Below are 18,064 nucleotides of genomic sequence, written 5' to 3'. Positions count from 1 at the left end.
AAGGCCGCGTCCAGCGCGTCAAAGATCGCCCGGTTGGGGACACTGGGGACCTGCGTCGATCTACGCGGATCCACGCGGCCTTGATCCACGGAGGCACGGAGGCACGATGTCCGGACAGTCCGCCAGTACGGGAGCCCACGCCGAGCCCGCGGGAGGCGCCGGGTCCCCAGGGGGCGGCGGGGGCGACGGGCTGCGGCGCAGCCTCGGCTTCCGCGACCTCGTCGTCTACGGCCTGCTGTTCATCGCCCCCATGGCGCCGGTCGGCGTCTTCGGGACGCTGGACGCGAAGTCGCACGGCGCCGTCGCCCTCGTCTATCTGATCGCCACGGTCGCGATGGCGTTCACCGCTTTCAGCTACGCGCAGATGGTGCGGGTCGTCCCCCAGGCGGGGTCCGTGTTCGCCTACGCGCGCGCGGGGCTCGGAAAAGGGCCCGGGTTCATCGCCGGGTGGATGGCGATGCTCGACTACCTCCTCATCCCGGCGGTCGCGTACCTCTTCTCCGGCATCGCCATGAACTCGCTGGTCCCGTCGGTGTCCCGGTGGGTGTGGACGGCTCTCGCGGTGCTCATCACGACCGCGCTGAACCTGTGGGGCGTGCGGACGGCGGCGCGGGTCGGGTTCGCGGTGCTGGCCATGGAGGTCGTGGTTCTGCTGGTCTTCGTCGTGGCGGCGGTGGTCGTGCTGGTCAGGGACGGCGCCACGCGCGACTGGCTGTCGCCGCTGACCGGGGACGGGTCGCAGGGTGCGTTCGCGCTGTCGGCGGTGGTCGGCGCGGTGTCGATCGCGGTCCTCTCCTACCTGGGCTTCGACGCGATCGCCTCCTTCGCGGAGGAGGTGACGGGCGGGTCGGCGAAGGTCGCGCGGGCGGTGCTCGTGTGTCTGGCGCTCGCGGGCTTCCTGTTCATCCTCCAGACGTATCTGGTGGCCCTCCTGGAGCCGCTGTCATCGGCCGAGCTCGCGTCGGACCCGGGGAAGCAGGGCACGGCGTTCTACGACTCCGTGGACTCCGCCGCGGGGTCGTGGCTGCACGATCTGGTGGCCGTCAGCAAGGCGATCGGTGCGGCGTTCGCGGCGCTGGCCGGGCAGGCGGCGGCGGGGCGGCTGCTGTTCGCGATGGCGCGGGACCGGCGACTGCCGAAGGCCCTCTCCAAGACGGACTCCGGTACGCCGCGGGTCGCGCTGCTCTGTGCGGCGGTCATCACGCTGGTGGCGGCGGTGTGGGCGGCGCGGCGGGACGACGGGATGGACCACCTGGTGTCGGTGGTCGACATCGGGGCGCTCACGGCGTTCCTGCTGCTGCACGCGAGCGTGGTGGGTTGGTTCGCGCTGCGCCACCGGGACGCTGCGTTCAGCTGGTGGCGGCATGTGCTGATCCCCGTGCTGGGGGCGGCGATCGTGGTGGCGGTCATCTGGGAGGCGTCCGGCTCCGCGCAGGTGGTGGGGGCGGTCTGGCTGGGGGTGGGGCTGGTGGTGCTGCTGGCGCAGGGCCGCAGACGGGAACGGCTGGGGGCCTGAGGTCCCGCCCCGGGTGCGGGTCGGTCGTGGTCACTCGCGCAGTTCCCCGCGCCCCTGAGCGGTGCCTGGCCCCCGTCCACCGTTTCGCGGGGTTGTCCGTGGGGGCCGTTACGCTCGGTGCATGGCTCTCAACACGTCCGCCGACGCGCCGATCCCCGTCGGTGAGGTGTCGCGGCTCATCGGTGGGTGGATCGACCGGCTCGGTGCCGTCTGGGTCGAGGGGCAGATCACGCAGCTGTCCCGGAGGCCCGGCGCCGGCGTCGTCTTCATGACGTTGCGCGACCCGTCGCACGACATCTCCGTGAGCGTCACCTGTTACCGCCAGGTGTTCGACGCGGTCGCGGACGTCGTGTCCGAGGGCGCCCGCGTCGTCGTACGCGCGAAGCCGGAGTGGTACGAGCGGCGCGGGCAGCTGTCGCTGCGGGCCGCCGAGATAAAGCCCGTCGGCGTCGGCGAGCTGCTCGCCCGGATCGAGCAGCTGAAGAAGAGCCTCGGTGCCGAGGGCCTCTTCTCGCCCGAGCGGAAGAAGCAGCTGCCCTTCCTGCCGCAGCTCATCGGGCTCGTCACCGGCCGCGCCTCCGCCGCCGAGCGCGATGTCCTGGAGAACGCCCGGCACCGCTGGCCCGCCGTCCGCTTCGAGGTGCGCAACGTCCCCGTCCAGGGCATCCACGCCGTGCCGCAGGTCGTGCAGGCCGTGAAGGACCTGGACGCGCACAACGAGGTCGACGTGATCATCGTGGCGCGCGGCGGCGGCAGCGTGGAGGACCTGCTCCCGTTCTCGGACGAGCAGCTCGTGCGCGCCGTGGCCTCATGCCGTACGCCGGTCGTGTCCGCCATCGGCCACGAGCCGGACAACCCGCTCCTGGACCACGTCGCGGACCTGCGCGCCTCCACCCCCACCGACGCCGCCAAGAAGGTCGTGCCGGACGTCGGCGAGGAGTACGAGCGCGTGCAGTGGCTCCGCGACCGCGCCCGCCGCAGCATGGACGGCTTTCTGGAGAGGGAGGCCCGCGGCCTCGCCCACGCCTTGGCACGGCCCTGCATGGAGCATCCGCACCGCATGGTCGAGGAGCGCGAGGAGCAGGTCGCCGCGCTCGTCGACCGCAGTCGGCGCACGCTCGGGCACCTTCTCGACCGCGCGGGTTCGGAGCTGACGCACACCCACGCGCGCGTGGTGGCCCTCTCCCCCGCCGCGACCCTCCAGAGGGGGTACGCGGTGCTGCAGAAGCCGGACGGTTCGGTCGTCCGCGCCCCCGGGGACGTGGACACCGGCGACGAGCTGAAGGCGCGCGTCGCCGAGGGCGACTTCACCGTACGGGCCGTAGCGGCGGCGCGAACCGCGCAGAGCGACGACAAGGACGAGAATTAGGGTGGGCGCATGACCAGCACAACGGACGACGTCACCGGCTCCACGGACGCGCTCGGCTACGAGCAGGCGCGGGACGAGCTCATCGAGGTGGTGCGCCGCCTGGAGACCGGCGGCACGACCCTGGAGGAGTCGCTCGCCCTGTGGGAGCGCGGCGAGGAGCTGGCGAAGATCTGCCGGCGCTGGCTCGACGGCGCCCGTGCCCGGCTCGACGCGGCCCTGGCCGGCCCGGAGACGGGCGACGAGGCGGACCCTGAGGATGACGCCTGAGGGAAAACAGCGCTGACCTGCGGTTTGTGAACCGGATCACGCCGATCCAGTTTTGATTGAAAGTTGAACAGTGGCGGCGTACTGTCGTAGTCGCGAGCCCGGTGACGGGTTCCGCAAGACACCCCGTACGTTCAAGAAGGTTGATCCATGTCTCTCGCACTTGACCCCGCCGCCCAGGACCTGCTCTTCCGCGAGGCCCGCACCGCGAACACCTTCACCGACGAGCCGGTCACCGACGAGCAGGTCCAGGCCATCTACGACCTGGTCAAGTACGGCCCGACCGCTTTCAACCAGTCGCCGCTGCGCGTCACCCTGGTCCGCTCCCCCGAGGCCCGCGAGCGCCTGGTGCAGCACATGGCCGAGGGCAACCGTCCGAAGACGGCCGCCGCGCCGCTCGTCGCGATCCTCTCCGCGGACAACGAGTTCCACAACGAGCTCCCCGCCCTGTTCCCGCACTTCCCGCAGGCCAAGGACGCCTTCTTCTCGGAGCGCCCGGTCCGCGAGCAGGCCGCCCAGCTGAACGCCGCGCTCCAGGCCGCGTACTTCATCGTCGGCGTCCGCGCCGCCGGTCTGGCCGCCGGCCCGATGACGGGTTACGACGCGGCCGGCGTCCAGAAGGAGTTCCTGGACGACGACCACACCCCGCTGATGATCGTCAACATCGGCAAGCCGGGCGAGGACGCCTGGTTCCCGCGCTCCCCTCGCCTGTCCTACGAGGACGTCGTCACCACGGTCTGACCGCACGACGCCACGACACGCACGAAGGGCCCCCGGCGCGCCGCCGGGGGCCCTTCGTGCGTGTACGACCGAGCGGTCAGGACATCTTCAGTGACTCCGCCATCTTCGCCAGCTGATCGAAGGACGCCGTGCCCGTGACCACCGTCGTGGCGCCCTCGCCCTCGATCACCAGGGCGTCGTACTTCGAGCCCTCGTACCGCTGCCAGGTGCGGCCGCCGATCTCGTCGGCGGCGTCGGTCTTCGAGGCGTTCTGCGTGACCCTCTTGATGAACGCGGACGGCTTCTCCGTCGACTGCTCGACCGCCACGTACTCCTCGTCCGGGTCGAGGAAACCCAGGTGCCAGGTGTCGTGGTCGGCGCCGTTGAACCGCACGGACGTCGGCTTCCACGCCTTGGCCAGGCCTTCGGGCGCCGCCACCGGATAGGCCGCGGCCCGGCGGGCCGTCAGGAGCTCCACGCGGTAGTCGACCCGCTTCACGGAGCTCTTGGACTCGTTGTGCGGGATGAAGATGTAGATCACACCCGCGGCGAGTGCGATCACCACCAACGACCACAGCATGTTCTTGACGGTCTGAGTGCCTTGTCTTCCTGCCACGCCCCCATCGTCTCAGGCGCGGACCGCGCACCTTCCCCCGCCCTTCCTCTCCGACCCCTCCCCCGGTCCCGCCCTCGGCACCCCGGCCGCTCATGCGTGGGGCCCTCTGCTCATTTTGTCGGCCTACGGATAGAGTCGTTCACAATCCCTCATCCGGCCGTCGTCGTATCAAGCAGAAAGGTGCGCTCCGATGACCGAGCATCATCTCCCGTCCGAGCTCGAGGTCTCCCCCGAGGCTCCCGACCGCAACCTCGCCCTGGAGCTCGTCCGGGTCACCGAGGCCGCCGCCATGGCCGCGGGCCGCTGGGTCGGCCGCGGCGACAAGAACGGCGCCGACGGCGCAGCGGTCAGGGCCATGCGGACCCTCGTCCACACCGTCTCGATGAACGGCGTCGTCGTCATCGGCGAGGGCGAGAAGGACGAAGCCCCGATGCTCTTCAACGGGGAGCGCATCGGCGACGGCACCGGCGCCGAGGTCGACATCGCCGTCGACCCGATCGACGGCACGACGCTCTGTGCGAAGGGCATGCCCAACGCCATCGCCGTCCTCGCCGCCGCCGACCGCGGCGCCATGTTCGACCCGTCCGCCGTCTTCTACATGGACAAGCTGGTCACGGGACCCGAAGCCGCGGACTACGTCGACATCAACGCGCCCGTCTCCGTCAACATCCGCCGTGTCGCCAAGGCCAAGAACTCCTCTCCCGAGGACGTCACGGTCATGATCCTGGACCGCCCCCGGCACGAGGGCATCGTCAAGGAGATCCGCGAGACGGGCGCGCGCATCAAGTTCATCTCGGACGGCGACGTCGCGGGCTCGGTCATGGCCGTCCGCGAGGGCACGGGCGTCGACCTGCTGATGGGCATCGGCGGCACCCCCGAGGGCATCATCTCGGCCTGCGCCATCAAGTGCCTGGGCGGCACCATCCAGGGCAAGCTGTGGCCCAAGGACGACGAGGAGCGCCGGCGCGCCATCGACGCGGGCCACGACCTGGACCGCACGCTCTCGACGGACGACCTGGTCAAGGGCGACAACGTCTTCTTCGTCGCCACCGGCATCACCGACGGCGAGCTGCTCCAGGGCGTCCGCTACCGCGCGGCGACCGCTTCGACGTCGTCCCTGGTGATGCGCTCCAAGTCGGGGACGATCCGCAAGATCGACTCCGACCACCGGCTCTCGAAGCTGCGCGCGTACAGCGCCGTCGACTTCGACCGCGCGAAGTAGGACCGGTCGGCGGTCCGACCCGGACAGCCGTACGTCGATGGGGGCGTCCCGTGCGGGGGACGCCCCCATCGGCGTACGCACACGGAATGGGGCCCTATCCCGCCGCGGCTATCCCCGCGGCGTGCGCCGCCTTCTGCAGTTCGAGGTCGCGCCTGCGGCGCCGGGCCAGGACCACGCGGCGCTCGGCGGCGGTGAGGCCGCCCCACACGCCGTACGGCTCGGGCTGCAGGAGGGCGTGCTCGCGGCACTCGACCATGACGGGGCAGCGGGCGCAGACGCGCTTCGCGGCCTCCTCGCGGGAGAGCCGCGCCGCGGTCGGTTCCTTGGACGGGGCGAAGAAGAGTCCGGCCTCGTCACGGCGGCACACGGCCTCCGTGTGCCACGGGGCGTCATCGTCCCGATCTCGCACTGGCTCACGCTGGGCCGGGACAGCGGCGACCTGCAGAGACTGATGCGGCGACGGTTGCAGCACGGTCTACTCCTGACGACGGCTTCGCGAGCGAGAGACGATGCAGCAAGCTCTACCCGCTGTGTGCGCGCCTATGCACTGAGTTCCGATGTCCGGAAGTCCGGACTCCCCGCGCCCCCTGCGCGCCCCCGCGTACGCCCCTCAGTGCCCGAGGTGCTTGCGCAGCTGCCGGTGGAGGTCGCGGACGAACTTGCCGCGCCTGGGGGTGGCCTCGATGCTGCCCATGACCGCCACGCCGTCCACGAAGACGACGGGGGCGTCCTGGTCCGGGGAGTCGAGCGTGTCCACCTCATAGCTGCCGAGGACGCCCGTGCCGCTGCCGCGCAGCGAGACGTTCTCCGGGACGCGGACCTCGACCGAGCCGAAGATCGCGAACGCCTTGATGACGACCTGGCGGTGCTCGAAGATCGCCTCGCTCAGGTCGATCTCGACGCTGCCGAACACGGCGTACGCGTGGGTGCGCCGGCCCACACGCCAGCGGCCGCGGCGCACCGAGCCGCTCAGCACCGCGACGAGGTTCTCGTCGGCGACCGGCGGGACGACGCCCGGGGACGGGCGGGACGGCGCGGGGGCGGGTCGGCGGGCGGACGGCTGCTCGTGTGCGGCCGGCAGGTCCCGCACCAGCGGCTGGAGCTCGGCCATCGTCTTGGCGCGGTAGACCCCGTCGATCCGCTCGGCGTGCTCGTCGGCGGTCAGGCGGCCCTCGGCCAGGGCCTCCCGGAGTATGTCCGCGGTGCGGTCCCGGTCGGCGTCGGAGGCACGGAGCGCTGAGGGCTGCTTTTCGAGGTCCACACCGGCAGCGTACCCAAACGCGATAGATCGCGACTACCCCTGTGGACAACCCGCTCCGGCCTACTGAGCCTTACCTCACAAACCCGGCCGGGTCAGCGCGCTCTACGCTGGTTGACGCGTCGCCAATGGAGGCCGCGCCGCTGTCTGCCGAGTGAGGAATGGCCGTAATGCCAGAGTTTGAGTACTCCGATCTGCTCCCGCTGGGAGAGGACACCACCCCGTACCGGCTGGTGACCTCCGAGGGTGTCTCCACCTTCGAGGCCGACGGGCGGACGTTCCTCAAGGTCGACCCGGAGGCCCTGCGCAAGCTCGCCGCCGAGGCCATCCACGACATCCAGCACTACCTGCGGCCCGCGCACCTCGCCCAGCTGCGGCGCATCGTCGACGACCCGGAGGCGTCGTCCAACGACAAGTTCGTGGCGCTCGACCTGCTGAAGAACGCGAACATCGCGGCGGCCGGCGTGCTCCCGATGTGCCAGGACACCGGCACCGCCATCGTCATGGGCAAGCGCGGCCAGAACGTCCTCACCGAAGGTGAGGACGAGAAGGCGCTGTCCAAGGGCATCTACGACGCGTACACGAAGCTGAACCTGCGCTACTCGCAGATGGCTCCGCTCACCATGTGGGAGGAGAAGAACACCGGCTCCAACCTGCCCGCCCAGATCGAGCTGTACGCGACCGACGGCGGTGCCTACAAGTTCCTCTTCATGGCGAAGGGCGGCGGCTCGGCCAACAAGTCGTTCCTCTACCAGGAGACGAAGGCCGTCCTGAACGAGGCCTCCATGATGAAGTTCCTGGAGGAGAAGATCCGCTCGCTCGGTACGGCCGCGTGCCCGCCGTACCACCTGGCGATCGTCGTCGGCGGCACGTCCGCCGAGTTCGCCCTGAAGACCGCGAAGTACGCCTCCGCGCACTACCTGGACGAGCTGCCCGCCGAGGGCTCCCCCACCGGCCACGGTTTCCGGGACAAGGAGCTGGAGGAGAAGGTCTTCGAGCTGACGCAGAAGATCGGCATCGGCGCGCAGTTCGGCGGCAAGTACTTCTGCCACGACGTGCGCGTGGTGCGCCTGCCCCGGCACGGCGCCTCGCTGCCCGTCGCGATCGCAGTCTCCTGCTCGGCGGACCGCCAGGCCACCGCGAAGATCACCGCGGAGGGCGTCTTCCTGGAGCAGCTGGAGACGGACCCGGCGCGCTTCCTGCCGGAGACCACGGACGAGCACCTGGGCGAGGAGGAGAACGTCGTCAAGGTCGACCTCAACCGGCCCATGGACGACATCCTCGCCGAGCTCACCAAGCACCCGGTGAAGACCCGCCTTTCGCTCACCGGACCGCTGGTCGTGGCCCGCGACATCGCGCACGCCAAGATCAAGGAGCGGCTCGACGCGGGCGAGGAGATGCCGCAGTACCTGAAGGACCACCCCGTGTACTACGCGGGTCCCGCGAAGACCCCCGAGGGTTACGCGTCCGGTTCCTTCGGCCCGACCACCGCCGGGCGCATGGACTCCTACGTGGAGCAGTTCCAGGCCGCGGGCGGCTCCAAGGTCATGCTGGCCAAGGGCAACCGGAGCAAGCAGGTCACCGACGCGTGCGACGCGCACGGCGGCTTCTACCTCGGCTCGATCGGCGGCCCGGCCGCGCGCCTCGCGCAGGACTGCATCAAGAAGGTCGAGGTCGTCGAGTACGAGGAGCTCGGCATGGAGGCGGTCTGGAAGATCGAGGTCGAGGACTTCCCGGCCTTCATCGTCGTCGACGACAAGGGCAACGACTTCTTCCAGAACCCGGCCCCGGAGCCGACGTTCACGCACATCCCGGTGCGCGGACCGGGTCTGGCGTAGCAACTCGCGGCGGGGCCCCTTCACGCGCGCGTGAAGGGGCCCCGCCGCGTTCTCAGGCGAACCGCTGGTTCGCCGCTCCCGTGCACTTCTGCAGCCGCACCGGCTCCTTGGCCCCCGCGAGGGTCAGGCAGAGCCCGGTGTCGGCGGCGGGACGCACCGTTCCCGCGTCACGGACGAACTTCTGGTTGGCGCCGCCGTGGCAGTTCCAGAGCACGACCGCGGTGCCTTCCTTGTAGGCACTGTCGGGCACGTCCAGGCAGCGGTCCTGGGTGAGGCCGGTGTGCAGCGAGCGCTGCCCACCGGAGGTGCCGTCGTGCCACCAGGTCTGGTTGCGGTTGTCGGTGCAGTCCCAGCCCTGGACCCTGGTCCCGTTGCCGCTCCTGGAGGCGTCGACGTCCACGCAGGTGCCGGTGGCCTCGTTCCTCAGCGGCTTGTACACGTCGTCCCAGGCCACCGGGTACAGCTTCGGGCTGCCCGTGCTCGCGGGGTCGGCGCAACTGCCCTCGCGCCGGTCCGAGTTGTGGATCTGCGTGAGGCAGGACGCGAAGGCGGCGTGGCCGCGGGCGTTGGGGTGGAACGACTGGCGCACCGAGTTGGAGTCCGGCGGGAACGGGTTCGACAGGTCCACGTACAGACCGCGCGCCCAGGTGTCCTCCATGCAGACCTCGTGGCCGTGGAAGAGGCGCGAGTTGTCGAGGTAGGTGGCGCCGGCGTTCCGCGCGGCCCTGCGCATGCCGGTCTCGAAGGCCGGTACCGCGATGTTGCGGCCCCACTCGGTGTCGGAGTCGTAGCCGAGTCCGCCGCAGGCGAGCTTGCCCGGGAACTTCGGGTTGTCGCGGAAGTCGGGGCCGATCGGGCTCGGGTAGCCCATGGCGACGAGTTTGTAGTCGCCCTCCTGGTATCCCGCGTCCTTCATGACGGTCTTCAGGTCGCGGATGGACTGCTCGACCTTGGGGACGAGGGCGTCGACACGCGCCTGCCAGCCGTCGTCGTACTTGCCGGCGCAGGGCCCCTGGAGGAGCAGGTAGCGGGTGACGCAGTCCGTCATCACGGGGGCGAACTGGAGGTCGTCGTTGGCGCCGATGACGAGCAGGATCGTCTTGATCCTCGTGTTGCGCGCCTTGATCGCGAGGTTGTCGCTCTGGACCAGCTCGTCGGCATATTGCTTCTGGCCGCCGATCCTGATGTTGACGGTCTGCGCACCGGAGCAGGCGACGTTGTACGTCACGTCCGCGGGGATGCCGGTGCGGTGGATCGCGGCGTCCGGTGAGCGGTGGCACCAGTTGTCGGGGCCGTCCGTGCCCGGTTCGTACGTGCCGACGCCCTCACCCGAGATCTCGCTGTCGCCGAGCGAGATCAGGCCGGTCTTGCGGTCGGCCATGGGGCGCTCCGCGGGGCTGCCGTAGAGCTTGGTGGCCTCGGCCGCCCGGATCTTCTCCAGCTCGGGCGGCAGGGGCGTCGCGGCGGCGGTCTGCGCCCCGCCGCCGTCCGCCGCCTGGGCGGGCACGGCCGCGGCCGTGCCGAGCACGGCCGCCATCGCGACCGCCGCCGCGAACGAACATCGCAGGCGTCCCCTGCCGCTGCTTCGCCTCCCGCCGCCGCTTCGCCCGCTGCGTCTGTTGCGCTCCATTGCGCCTCCCCGGTGTGGTGTTACCCAGGGTTTTTACTGGTCAGTAGCAGACTTGGGAATACCTGGAACAAGACAAGTGCTCAACTTTCCACGGGGTTTGAGCGGAGAGGTAGGTTCAGCGCATGACCAGCGACGCCAGCGAAGGCCGCACCGGCGAGTACCGGACCGAGCACGACTCGATGGGCGAGGTGCGGGTCCCCGCGCACGCCAAATGGCGTGCCCAGACGCAGCGGGCGGTGGAGAACTTCCCCATCTCGGGACAGGTCCTGGAGCGCGCCCACATCGCCGCGCTCGCCCGGATCAAGGCGGCCGCCGCGAAGGTCAACGCGGAGCTCGGGGTGGTCGACAAGGACGTCGCCGACGCCATCGCGGACGCGGCGGCCGAGGTCGCCGAGGGACGCTGGGACGACCACTTCCCCGTCGACGTCTTCCAGACCGGCTCGGGCACGTCGTCCAACATGAACACCAACGAGGTCATCGCCACCCTCGCGACCGAGCGCCTCGGCCGCGACGTGCACCCCAACGACCACGTCAACGCCTCGCAGTCCTCGAACGACGTCTTCCCGTCCTCGATCCACATCGCGGCGACGGGCGCGGTCAGCAACGACCTCATTCCCGCGCTCGAACACCTCGCCGCCGCCCTGGAGCGCAAGGCAGAGGAATTCTCGGACGTCGTGAAGTCCGGGCGCACCCACCTCATGGACGCGACACCGGTGACGCTCGGCCAGGAGTTCGGCGGGTACGCGGCCCAGATGCGGTACGGCGTCGAGCGGCTCCGCGCCTCGCTCCCCCGCCTCGCCGAACTGCCGCTGGGCGGCACGGCCGTGGGCACCGGCATCAACACGCCGCCCGGTTTCTCCGCGGCCGTCATCGCCGAGGTCGCGCGGACCACCGGGCTGCCGCTGACGGAGGCGCGCGACCACTTCGAGGCGCAGGGCGCGCGGGACGGCATCGTCGAGACCAGCGGGCAGCTGCGCACGATCGGCGTCGGCCTGACGAAGATCGCGAACGATCTGCGGTGGATGGCGTCGGGCCCGCGCACCGGCCTCGCCGAGATCGGCCTGCCGGACCTCCAGCCCGGCTCCTCGATCATGCCCGGCAAGGTCAACCCGGTCATCCCGGAGGCCGCGCTGATGGTCGCCGCGCAGGTCACCGGCAACGACGCGACGGTCGCCGCGGCGGGCGCGGCCGGCAATTTCGAGCTGAACGTCATGCTGCCGGTCATCGCCAAGAACGTCCTGGAGTCGATCCGGCTCCTCGCCAATGTGGCGCGCCTGCTCGCCGACCGCACCGTCGACGGCATCACCGCCAACCGCGAGCGCGCCAGGGAGTACGCCGAGTCGTCGCCGTCCGTCGTGACGCCCCTGAACAAGTACATCGGGTACGAGGAGGCGGCGAAGGTCGCCAAGAAGTCCCTCGCCGAGCGGAGGACGATCCGCGAGGTCGTCCTCGAATCCGGGTACGTGGAGCGGGGCGACCTCACCCTGGAACAGCTGGACGAGGCACTGGACGTCCTGCGGATGACGCATCCGTAGCGACACCGCCTCCCGCGGGAACCGGGCGTCTAGTATCTGTGCATGACAGACCTCGACGGGAAGACGGCGGCCGGTGACGGGGTGGCGCGGTGGGCGCCCGGGGACCACATCCTGTGGCGGTACCGGGAGAACTCCGGGAACCGGGTCCACATCTGCCGCCCCGTCACCGTCGTGCGGGACACCGACGAGCTGCTCGCCGTGTGGATGGCGCCCGGCACCGAATGCGTGAAGCCGGTGCTCGCCGACGGCACCCCCGTGCACGACGAGCCGCTCGCCACCCGCTACACCAAGCCGCGCGCCGTCCGCCGCGACCACTGGTTCGGCACCGGCGTCCTGAAGCTGGCGAGACCGGACGAACCGTGGTCGGTCTGGCTGTTCTGGGAGCCGGGCTGGCAGTTCCGGAGCTGGTACGTCAACCTGGAGGAGCCGCGCGTCCGTTGGTCCGGAGGCGTGGACTCCGAGGATCACTTTCTGGACATCTCCGTGAGCCCGGACCGCAGCTGGCGCTGGCACGACGAGGACGAGTTCGCCGAGGCCCGCAGGGTCGGTCTGATGGACGCGGGAAAGGCCGCTGACGTACGTGCGGCGGGTCGCGCCGCGCTCGACGTGATCGCCGCGTGGGGGGCGCCGTTCTCGGACGGCTGGCAGCACTGGCGTCCCGATCCGTCCTGGGTCGTACCGCCCCTTCCGGATGACTGGGACCGTACGCCCGCGCATGTGTCCTCATGAGACCCTTGATGCGCCCCCGTGGTTCAAACGTAGGATCGTCCTCCGCAAGGGCGCACAGCAGTAACTCCGAGGGTCTGCGCGGTGCCTGACAGGAAGTCATCGAGGGGCGGCAGAACGTGAGCGAGGACCGCAGGGGTCAGGCCGAGGCCTTTGATGCCATCGGGCAGCACTACGACGACGCCTTCCCGCACAAGGAGGGCCAGCTCGCCGCGGGACGCCGGCTCGCGACGGCGCTTCCCGCCGGTTCCCGCGTTCTCGACGTGGGCTGCGGCACCGGTCTGCCGACCGCCCGGCAGCTGACCGAATCCGGCCACTCGGTGCTCGGCACGGACATCTCGACGGGCATGCTTGAGCTGGCGGGAAAGAACGTGCCGGCCGCCGAGTTCCGGCAGCTCGACATAGCCGACCTGAGGGCCGAAGGACCCGGTGGTGTCGGCAGGTTCGACGGCATCGCGTGCTTCTTCGCCCTCCTGATGCTGCCGCGCGCCGAGATCCCCGAAGCGCTGCGGCTGCTGCACGGGCTGCTGCGACCGGGAGGCCTGATGGAGCTGTCCATGGTCGAGGCCGACCTGGACGACGCGGCAATTCCGTTCCTGGGGCACACGATCCGGGTATCGGGTTACCTGGCGGACGAACTGCGGCAGGTCGTGCGGGACGCGGGATTCGAGATCACCGGCGAGGACACGTATGCGTACGCCCCCGCAAGCACCGACGCACCACCCGAGCACCAGGTCTTTCTGCACTGCCGACGCGGCTGAGAGCCTGTCTGTGAACCCCCGTCGTCCGCGCGGAGCGCGGGCGCGGCGGCGGTCGGGGCGTGTGTGCCGGGCGTCGGCGTGCAGCCGGGGTTCGAAGACAGGCTCTCAGCAACGTGCAACGCTGGACGGCGCGCACCGCGCGCAGCCCCGGACGGACGGATTCAGAACGCGTGACGGAGCACCTCACCCCCCACGAGGGTCGCAAGGCACCAGCTGCCCGGCCGACCGCCCCCGCGGATCCCCGCGGGGCGCTGCTGCGTTCCCCGGAGACCTCGGAGGGCGGTGGCAGCACAGCCGTGCCGTCCTCCGATGAGCACACCCAGTCCCCGGCCGCCGAGCCCGACCCGCACCGCCCGCGCCCCGTGCCCGAGAGCGGCGTGCCCTCGCAGCCGGGCCCCGCACCGGTGGGACCGCCGGACGGCGAGGAGCGGCGCTCCGGCCGGCCGAGGCCGCCCGGCGCGGGCCCGGTGGCGATGCGGCGCGACGGCGACCGGCTCCGTTTCGTGGGCGCCGCGACGCGGCGCATCGCCCGCGGCATAGACCTCGACGAGATCGTGATGGGCCTGTGCCGGGCGACGGTGCCGACGTTCTCCGACGCGATCCTGGTCTACCTGCGCGATCCGCTGCCGGTCGGCGACGAGCGGCCCACGGGCCCGCTGGTGCTGCGGCTGCGCCGCTCCGACCGGCTGCGCTCCATCGAGGAGGGCGGCGAGGAACCGGACACCGACGGCGGTGGCACGCTGCCCGCGCCGCAGACGGCGCAGGCCGACATCACCGATGTGATGGGCAGCGCCGAGCTGTGCGAGGTGCGGCCCGGCGGCGCGCTCGCCGAGGTGCTGCGCGGGGTGCGCCCGGTCTTCGCCGACTCGGCGGCGGCCCGCGCCGCGCTGCCCGAACTGCTCGGCGAGGGACGCACCCTGCCGGGCGGGCAGCGGGGCATCCTCGCGCCGCTGCGGGGGCGCCGCCGGGTGATCGGCGCGGCCGTGTTCCTGCGCCGCCCCGACCGGCCCGCGTTCGAGGCGGACGATCTCCTCGTCGCCGCCCAGCTGGCCACGCACAGCGCGCTCGGCATCGACAAGGCGGTCCTGTACGGCCGCGAGGCGTACATCGCCGACGAGTTGCAGCGCACCATGCTTCCCGAGACGCTGCCGCGCCCGACCGGCGTGCGGCTCGCCTCGCGCTACCTCCCGGCCGCCGAGACCGCCCGGGTCGGCGGCGACTGGTACGACGCGATCCCCTTGCCCGGCAGCCGCGTCGCCCTGGTCGTCGGTGACGTCATGGGGCACTCCATGACGTCGGCGGCCATCATGGGCCAGCTGCGGACGACCGCGCAGACCCTCGCCGGGCTCGACCTGCCGCCCCAGGAGGTCCTGCACCACCTGGACGAGCAGGCGCAGCGGCTCGGCTCCGACCGCATGGCGACCTGCCTGTACGCGGTGTACGACCCGGTGTCGCACCGCATCACCATCGCCAACGCGGGCCACCCGCCGCCCGTCCTGCTGCACCTGGGCGGCCGGGCGGAGGTCCTGCGGGTGCCGCCGGGCGCCCCCATCGGCGTGGGCGGCGTCGACTTCGAGGCCGTGGAGCTGGACGCCCCCGCGGGCGCGACCCTGCTCCTCTACACGGACGGGCTCGTCGAGTCCCGTCTGCGCGACGTGTGGACCGGCATAGAGCAGCTGCGCGAGCGGCTGGCCGCCACCGCCCAGTTGACGGGCCCGGACCACCCGCCGCCCCTTGAGGCGCTCTGCGACGAGGTGCTCGACATGCTCGGTCCGGGCGACCGGGACGACGACATCGCGCTGCTCGCGGCCCGCTTCGACGGGATCGCGCCGAGCGACGTGGCGTACTGGTTCCTCGAACCGGAGAACGCGACGCCGTCCCGGGCCCGCAGGCTGGCGCGCAGCGCGCTGGCCCGCTGGGGTCTCGAAGAGCTGACCGATTCGGTGGAGCTGCTGGTCAGCGAGGTCGTGACGAACGCGGTGCGGTACGCGTCGCGGCCGATCACGCTGCGGCTGCTGCGGACCGACGTGCTGCGCTGCGAGGTCGGCGACGACGTGCCGCAGCTGCCGCGGCTGCGGCAGGCGCGCGCCACGGACGAGGGCGGCCGTGGCCTGTACCTGGTCAACAAGATGGCGCGGCGCTGGGGTGCCACGCGGCTGAGCACCGGCAAGGTGGTCTGGTTCGAGCTGAACCGGAGCTGACCGGCACCGGTTCCGTACGCAAGAAGAGGCGCCCCGGACCTTTACGGTCCGGGGCGCCTCTTTCTCGTCTCGGCGACGGGTTCTCAGTCCCTGCTGGGCCTGCCGTCCTCCGGGTCCGGGGGCCCGCCGGTGTCCGTCGGGTCCGGGTCGGCCGTCGGCGTCGGCGTCGTCTTGGTCGGCGTCGGGGTCGGGGTCGGCGACGTGGACGACTTCGTCGGGGTCGGTGTCTTCGACGGCTTCTTCGTCGGCTCGTCGTCGTCCTCCGGCGCCGTCGGCGTGCTCGACGGGTCCTTCGGGGCCTTCGACGACGGGTCAGGGACCGGCGCGATGGCGGCGCCCATGTTCGTGTCGAGGTCGAACGAGCTCGGCGAGCCCATGGCGTCGAACGTGTAGGCCGCCCAGATCTTGGCGGGGAAGCCCGAGCCGTTGATGCGAGGGAAGCCGCCCGCGCCCTTCATGGACACCTGATCGCCCTTGGCGCCCTCGCCGAACAGGCCGACGGCGGTGACGAGCTTCGGCGTGTAGCCGGCGAACCAGGCCGACTTGTTGTCGTCGGAGGTGCCCGTCTTGCCCGCGACGTCCTGCGCGGGGTTGCGGACCGCGCTGCCGGTGCCGTCGTCGACCACGCCGGTCAGGACCGACGTGATGGAGTCCGCGGTGCCCCGCTGGACGACCTGGTCGCCGATCGGGTCCGGCAGGTCGACCGTGCGGTCCTTGTGCTCGACGGAGCCGACCAGGGCCGGGGTGACCTTCTTGCCGTGATTGTCGAGCGTGGCGTAGACACCGGCCATCTCCAGCGGGCTCGCGCCCATGGAGCCGAGGGTCTGGGCGGGCACGGCGGGCAGTCCCTTGACGTCCATGCCGAGCTTGCCCGCCGTCTCCATGACCTTGGGCATGCCCACGTCCACGCCCATCTGCGCGAAGACGGAGTTGACGGACTTGTTCATCGCCTTCTGGACGGTGACGGGGCCGTAGCTGATGTTGTCCTCATTGGGCGGTGCGAAGGCCACGTCGCCGCCCTTGACCGGCCGCCTGCTGGTGCCGTCGTAGACGGTGCTCGCGGTGATCGGCAGGCCTTCCTGCGTCCTGGCGCCGTTCTCCAGGGCCGCGGCGAGGATCAGCGGCTTGAAGGTGGAGGCCGGCTGGTAGTCGCGGCGGGTGGCGTTGTTCGTGAAGTGCTTCACGTAGTCCTCACCGCCGTACATGGCGAGGACCTTGCCCGTTTTGGGGTCGACGGACGCGGCGCCCGCCTGGACGCGTGCGTCCGCCTTGTTCTTCTTGCGGTCGAGCTTGTCGTTCAGCTGCGCGTCGACGGCCTTCTCGAGCTGCTTCTGCTTCTTGGGGTCGATGTTCAGGGTGACGGTGTAGCCGCCGGCCTCGAACTCGGCCTCGCTGAGGTTGCTGTTGCGCAGGACCTCACGCTTGGCCTCCTCCACCAGGTAGCCGATCTGGCCCTCGCGGCCGGGCGGCGCCTTGGGATCCTTCGGCTTGGGGAAGGTCAGGCCCTCGCGCTTGCCGGAGTCCAGCCAGCCCTCCTCGACCATGTTGTCGAGGACATAGTTCCAGCGCTGCTTGACGAGCTTCTTGCCGGTCGGCGTCGCGGCGGCCCAGTCGTACTGGCTCGGGGCCTGGAGCAGGGCGGCGAGGTAGGCGCCCTGCTGGACGTTCAGCTCCTTGGCGTCGACGCGGTAGTACGCCTGGGCGGCGGCCTGGATGCCGTACGCGCCGCGGCCGTAGTAGCTGGTGTTGATGTAGCCCGCGAGAATGTCGTCCTTGCTCTTCTCGCGGTCCACCTTCAGCGAGATGACGAGCTCCTTCAGCTTGCGGCTGACGGTCTGGTCCTGGCTGAGGTAGTAGTTCTTCACGTACTGCTGGGTGATCGTCGAGCCACCCTGCTTGCCCTTGCCGGTCAGCGTGTTCAGGACACCGCGGGCCGTGCCCTTGAAGTCGATGCCCTCGTCCTTGTAGAAGGACTTGTTCTCCGCGGCGACGAAGGTCTTCTGGACGTCCTCGGGAACCTTGTCCAGGTCGACGATTTCGCGGTTCACGTCTCCGGTACGCGCGATGACATCGCCGTTGCTGTACTTGTAGACGTTGCTCTGCATCTTCGCCGCGGCGTTGCCCTTGGGGATGTCCACGACGAGGTAGAGCACGACGAAGCCGAGCATGCCGAGCAGGCAGAACCCGAGGAAAGTTCCGAGGATCTTCTTCCAGGTGAAGAAGCGGCGTATGCCGGTGCGCTTGCCGCCGGACGGGCGCTTGCGCGCTGCCCTGCGGGCCCCGCGCTGCCGCGCTTGTCGTTCTTCGGCTCGGCCCATGACTGAGATTGCTCCGCTTCGGTCTAGTCAACATGCGTACGTCGAGTCAGCTCATGAAGCTAACACCGCACCCTGGGACAAACGTCTGCC

15 protein-coding genes are annotated in these 18,064 nt (G+C 70.7%); 10 read left to right on the top strand and 5 right to left on the bottom strand.

Translation table 11 applies throughout. The features are described 5' to 3' along the window. Positions 1–106: 106 nt before the first annotated feature. The 4 genes from DEJ47_RS24365 to DEJ47_RS24350 all read left to right on the top strand — a co-directional run bounded on the left by DEJ47_RS24365 (position 107) and on the right by DEJ47_RS24350 (position 3,890). Entirely contained in the window at positions 107–1,516 is a 1,410-nt protein-coding gene (locus DEJ47_RS24365) for an APC family permease (protein ID WP_150171621.1), read from the top strand. Between the two features lie 121 nt (positions 1,517–1,637). Continuing rightward, positions 1,638–2,885 (top strand): exodeoxyribonuclease VII large subunit, encoded by a 1,248-nt coding sequence (xseA, locus tag DEJ47_RS24360; RefSeq protein WP_150171619.1) that lies wholly within the window; start codon positions 1,638–1,640, stop codon positions 2,883–2,885. A 9-nt stretch (positions 2,886–2,894) separates the two neighbouring features. After that, complete coding sequence (locus DEJ47_RS24355) at positions 2,895–3,152, top strand: exodeoxyribonuclease VII small subunit (RefSeq protein WP_150171617.1); 258 nt, start codon at positions 2,895–2,897, stop codon at positions 3,150–3,152. Positions 3,153–3,299: 147 nt separating this feature from the next. Continuing rightward, a complete protein-coding gene (locus DEJ47_RS24350) occupies positions 3,300–3,890 on the top strand; it encodes a malonic semialdehyde reductase (RefSeq protein WP_150171615.1) in 591 nt (196 codons plus the stop codon). Between the two features lie 76 nt (positions 3,891–3,966). On the opposite strand, the gene DEJ47_RS24345 is transcribed toward DEJ47_RS24350, so the two are convergent. Further along, positions 3,967–4,485: a DUF4245 domain-containing protein gene (locus DEJ47_RS24345; protein WP_150171613.1), complete on the bottom strand. Its 519-nt coding sequence runs from the start codon at positions 4,483–4,485 to the stop codon at positions 3,967–3,969. 190 nt (positions 4,486–4,675) lie between these two features. Between DEJ47_RS24345 and glpX the strand changes: the two genes are divergently transcribed. Continuing rightward, on the top strand, positions 4,676–5,707 hold the full coding sequence (gene glpX, locus DEJ47_RS24340; RefSeq protein ID WP_150171611.1) for a class II fructose-bisphosphatase: 1,032 nt from the start codon (positions 4,676–4,678) through the stop codon (positions 5,705–5,707). A gap of 94 nt (positions 5,708–5,801) precedes the next feature. Here the strand turns inward: glpX and DEJ47_RS24335 are convergent, their stop codons facing one another. Both DEJ47_RS24335 and DEJ47_RS24330 read right to left on the bottom strand, forming a co-directional pair. Further along, complete coding sequence (locus DEJ47_RS24335) at positions 5,802–6,179, bottom strand: WhiB family transcriptional regulator (RefSeq protein WP_150171609.1); 378 nt, start codon at positions 6,177–6,179, stop codon at positions 5,802–5,804. 138 nt (positions 6,180–6,317) lie between these two features. Continuing rightward, positions 6,318–6,968, bottom strand: a complete 651-nt coding sequence (locus DEJ47_RS24330) for a DUF1707 domain-containing protein (protein WP_150171607.1) — start codon at positions 6,966–6,968, stop codon at positions 6,318–6,320. A gap of 167 nt (positions 6,969–7,135) precedes the next feature. Here DEJ47_RS24330 and DEJ47_RS24325 point away from each other — a divergent pair, with 167 nt between their 5' ends. Further along, positions 7,136–8,803, top strand: coding sequence for a fumarate hydratase (locus tag DEJ47_RS24325; protein WP_161238040.1), 1,668 nt, complete (start codon positions 7,136–7,138; stop codon positions 8,801–8,803). Positions 8,804–8,855: 52 nt separating this feature from the next. Here the strand turns inward: DEJ47_RS24325 and DEJ47_RS24320 are convergent, their stop codons facing one another. Continuing rightward, the gene (locus DEJ47_RS24320; protein WP_150171603.1) at positions 8,856–10,433 is read right to left on the bottom strand and encodes a ricin-type beta-trefoil lectin domain protein; all 1,578 of its coding nucleotides are present in this window, start codon (positions 10,431–10,433) and stop codon (positions 8,856–8,858) included. Positions 10,434–10,555: 122 nt separating this feature from the next. On the opposite strand from DEJ47_RS24320, the gene DEJ47_RS24315 reads away from it, so the two are divergent. The 4 genes from DEJ47_RS24315 to DEJ47_RS24300 all read left to right on the top strand — a co-directional run bounded on the left by DEJ47_RS24315 (position 10,556) and on the right by DEJ47_RS24300 (position 15,656). Beyond that, a complete protein-coding gene (locus DEJ47_RS24315) occupies positions 10,556–11,968 on the top strand; it encodes a class II fumarate hydratase (protein WP_150171601.1) in 1,413 nt (470 codons plus the stop codon). A gap of 42 nt (positions 11,969–12,010) precedes the next feature. Continuing rightward, positions 12,011–12,697 (top strand): DUF402 domain-containing protein, encoded by a 687-nt coding sequence (locus tag DEJ47_RS24310; RefSeq protein WP_150171599.1) that lies wholly within the window; start codon positions 12,011–12,013, stop codon positions 12,695–12,697. A gap of 116 nt (positions 12,698–12,813) precedes the next feature. Beyond that, positions 12,814–13,455 carry a class I SAM-dependent DNA methyltransferase gene (locus DEJ47_RS24305; protein ID WP_223828480.1) on the top strand — a complete coding sequence of 214 codons (642 nt, stop codon included), beginning with the start codon at positions 12,814–12,816 and terminating at the stop codon, positions 13,453–13,455. Between the two features lie 170 nt (positions 13,456–13,625). Next, entirely contained in the window at positions 13,626–15,656 is a 2,031-nt protein-coding gene (locus DEJ47_RS24300) for an ATP-binding SpoIIE family protein phosphatase (RefSeq protein WP_190415528.1), read from the top strand. 83 nt (positions 15,657–15,739) lie between these two features. Here the strand turns inward: DEJ47_RS24300 and DEJ47_RS24295 are convergent, their stop codons facing one another. Continuing rightward, positions 15,740–17,974: a transglycosylase domain-containing protein gene (locus DEJ47_RS24295; RefSeq protein ID WP_150171595.1), complete on the bottom strand. Its 2,235-nt coding sequence runs from the start codon at positions 17,972–17,974 to the stop codon at positions 15,740–15,742. Between the last annotated feature and the right edge of the window lie 90 nt (positions 17,975–18,064).

The sequence above is a fragment of the Streptomyces venezuelae genome, assembly GCF_008642355.1.
In the GTDB taxonomy this organism is placed as follows: Bacteria; Actinomycetota; Actinomycetes; order Streptomycetales; family Streptomycetaceae; genus Streptomyces; species Streptomyces venezuelae_B.
This window is presented reverse-complemented; position numbering and strand designations above follow the sequence as displayed.

Excerpts from the sequence above, each read along its gene's own strand:
- DEJ47_RS24365 (WP_150171621.1), top strand. The coding sequence starts at position 107 with ATGTCCGGACAGTCCGCCAGTACGGGAGCCCACGCCGAGCCCGCGGGA.
- xseA (WP_150171619.1), top strand. The coding sequence starts at position 1,638 with ATGGCTCTCAACACGTCCGCCGACGCGCCGATCCCCGTCGGTGAGGTG.
- DEJ47_RS24355 (WP_150171617.1), top strand. The coding sequence starts at position 2,895 with ATGACCAGCACAACGGACGACGTCACCGGCTCCACGGACGCGCTCGGC.
- DEJ47_RS24350 (WP_150171615.1), top strand. The coding sequence starts at position 3,300 with ATGTCTCTCGCACTTGACCCCGCCGCCCAGGACCTGCTCTTCCGCGAG.
- glpX (WP_150171611.1), top strand. The coding sequence starts at position 4,676 with ATGACCGAGCATCATCTCCCGTCCGAGCTCGAGGTCTCCCCCGAGGCT.
- DEJ47_RS24325 (WP_161238040.1), top strand. The coding sequence starts at position 7,136 with ATGCCAGAGTTTGAGTACTCCGATCTGCTCCCGCTGGGAGAGGACACC.
- DEJ47_RS24320 (WP_150171603.1), bottom strand. The coding sequence starts at position 10,433 with ATGGAGCGCAACAGACGCAGCGGGCGAAGCGGCGGCGGGAGGCGAAGC.
- DEJ47_RS24315 (WP_150171601.1), top strand. The coding sequence starts at position 10,556 with ATGACCAGCGACGCCAGCGAAGGCCGCACCGGCGAGTACCGGACCGAG.
- DEJ47_RS24310 (WP_150171599.1), top strand. The coding sequence starts at position 12,011 with ATGACAGACCTCGACGGGAAGACGGCGGCCGGTGACGGGGTGGCGCGG.
- DEJ47_RS24295 (WP_150171595.1), bottom strand. The coding sequence starts at position 17,974 with ATGGGCCGAGCCGAAGAACGACAAGCGCGGCAGCGCGGGGCCCGCAGG.